Source organism: Actinomyces oris (genome assembly GCF_006546825.1).
GTDB classification, from domain to species: domain Bacteria; phylum Actinomycetota; class Actinomycetes; order Actinomycetales; family Actinomycetaceae; genus Actinomyces; species Actinomyces oris.
Genome location: NZ_VICC01000015.1, coordinates 1 through 2,158, shown reverse-complemented (window position 1 = coordinate 2,158; position 2,158 = coordinate 1). Strand labels below are relative to the sequence as shown.

General features: G+C 61.7%; 2 protein-coding genes and 1 pseudogene. All 3 read left to right on the top strand.

The window, feature by feature from the left end; all coding sequences use genetic code 11:
• Positions 1-449 (top strand): annotated as a pseudogene (locus FK267_RS13340) (polysaccharide biosynthesis C-terminal domain-containing protein); the annotation flags it as partial.
• 228 nt (positions 450-677) lie between these two features.
• Positions 678-1,682, top strand: coding sequence for a polysaccharide pyruvyl transferase family protein (locus FK267_RS13335; protein WP_249039352.1), 1,005 nt, complete (start codon positions 678-680; stop codon positions 1,680-1,682).
• A gap of 7 nt (positions 1,683-1,689) precedes the next feature.
• A partial coding sequence (locus FK267_RS13330; RefSeq protein WP_487246604.1) for a polysaccharide biosynthesis protein occupies positions 1,690-2,158 on the top strand: 469 nt, incomplete at its 3' end.

Sequence of the window (2,158 nt, the reverse complement as noted above, 5' to 3'; positions counted from 1 at the left end):
TCATGCTCGTGGCCTCCTTCGGAGTCATCAGCATCTTCTTCGAGAGCTTCTACCAGGCCTTGAAGAACAGTGGCGTTCTCATGGCCTCCACGGCGCTGGGGGCGGTGGTCAACGTGATCCTCGGTGTGGCTCTCGTGCCCTTCATGGGGCCGTGGGGCGCCGGCCTGGCCGGAGCGGTGGCCTACATGCTTGTCCTGGTGGTGCGGGCGTGTGATCTCGGGCGCCGCATCAACTTGCCGATAGACCGCCTTCGTCTCACCTACCAGCTCGCACTGCTCATCAGTATCACCGCATGCATGTCCTTCGATGGCGGCTCATGGCTGACTGTCGTGGTCTGGGTCTGCCTGGGGCTGCTGGCGACCAGCGACATGACGGTTCTCACCAACAGTGCTCGAGCCGTGACGGAGTCCCTGAGGCGCAGGAGCGGAGGACTGCTGCGCCAGCTCTGACATGAGGTCTCGGCACAGGATGTGCGCTGAATAACGGCCCTGTGTGCAAAGAGACGATTTACTGCCCTGCTTGTGAAATTACTTTTGTGTCCACCAGTACGTTTTGTCTTAACTGTACAGTGCGGTGATCCCTGTTGTCTTTCTGTGACGTCGATGAGAAAGCAGGTCTGTCGATACGGCGTATCCTTGTCGGGCCGATCTGACTGGTTGGGCTGAAGCGTCTTGCTAATGCAAGAAGGGAAGATTATGAAGCGTATTTTGCTTTTGGATACATCCGTTGGATCCCTCAATATGGGGGATGAGATCATTGGGCGATCCATTGAGATGAACTGGCGTGAACTGTTCTCCTCGAACTATGTCATGCGCCTGGCCACCCATACTCCGATGTACACCCCTGCACAGTATCTGATGTCTAAGCGCAAGCTCAGCATCTTCAAAGGAGCCGACATCAAGCTCCTGTGCGGCACCAACGCCCTGTACACGAATATGCTGCGGCCCCTGCCGACATGGAACATCAACTACCTCAACTGCGGGATGGCCACAGGTACGGTGTGCCTGGGTGTGGGTGCGGGGGCCAACTCCTCATCGGTCAACCTCTACACGCGGGCCCTCTACCGCAAGGTGCTGTCGCACGACGTTGTGCACTCGGTGCGTGACGAGCGCACCAAGCATCTCCTGCAGCGGGTGGGGCTGCGCGCCTGGAACACTGGCTGCCCCACCCTGTGGGGACTGCCCCCCGAGCACTGCGAGACCATTGCCCGTACCAAGGGTGACGAGGTGGTCTTCACGCTCACCTCCTACCACCCGAACCCGCGCAAGGACCGGGCGATGATCGACGTGCTGCGCAGGAGCTACTCACGACTGCACTTCTGGCCCCAGTCCATTGACGACCTGGGCTACCTGCAGTCGCTGGGAGCGGCTGACGACGTCGAGATCGTCACGCCGAGCCTGGCAGGTTTCCGGGAGGTGCTCGACCGGGGCGTCGACTACGTGGGGAACCGCCTGCACGGGGGCATCTTCGCCCTGCAGCGCAAGCAGCGCGCCATCATCGTGGCCATCGACTACCGTGCGCGGGAGATGGCGAAGGACTACTCCCTGCCGCTGGTGGAGCGTGACTCCATCGAGACCGATCTGGCTGATCTGGTCGAGTCCTCCTGGCCGACCAGGATCCACGGCCTGGACTTCGACCTCATCGAGAAGTGGAAGGCCCAGTTCGATGTCGGCAAGCCATAAGGGGCGCATGAGGCTCCTGTTGGGCAATACTCTGGTCTTCGCCCTGGGGGGCCTGGCGGTCAAGGCGGTCTCCCTGGTCCTCATGCCGTTGTACACGACTGCGCTGACGGCCGGTGAGTACGGGACGGCTGAGCTGCTCAACAGCGCGATCGAGATCGTGCTGCCGCTGCTCTCGCTCGGCGTTGTGGAGGCCCTCTACCGGTTCTCCATTGACGACGACGTTCCCAAGGATGAGCTCTTCGCCGGTTCCCTGGTGGTCCTGGGGGGAGGTGTCGTGTGCACCGGGGTGCTGTGCGCCCTGGGCAGCGCCCTGTGGAACATGGAGCATGCGGCAGCCTTCTTCGCCCTGTTCTGCTCGGTGTGCGTCTTCAAGGCCACGACTCAGCTCGCCCGCGGTCTGGGGCACGTGCGCCGCTTCGTGCTCTACGGGCTCATCAATGCGCTCGCCATGGTGATGTCCACCTACCTGCTCCTGG

Excerpts from the sequence above, each read along its gene's own strand:
- FK267_RS13335 (WP_249039352.1), top strand. The coding sequence starts at position 678 with ATGCAAGAAGGGAAGATTATGAAGCGTATTTTGCTTTTGGATACATCC.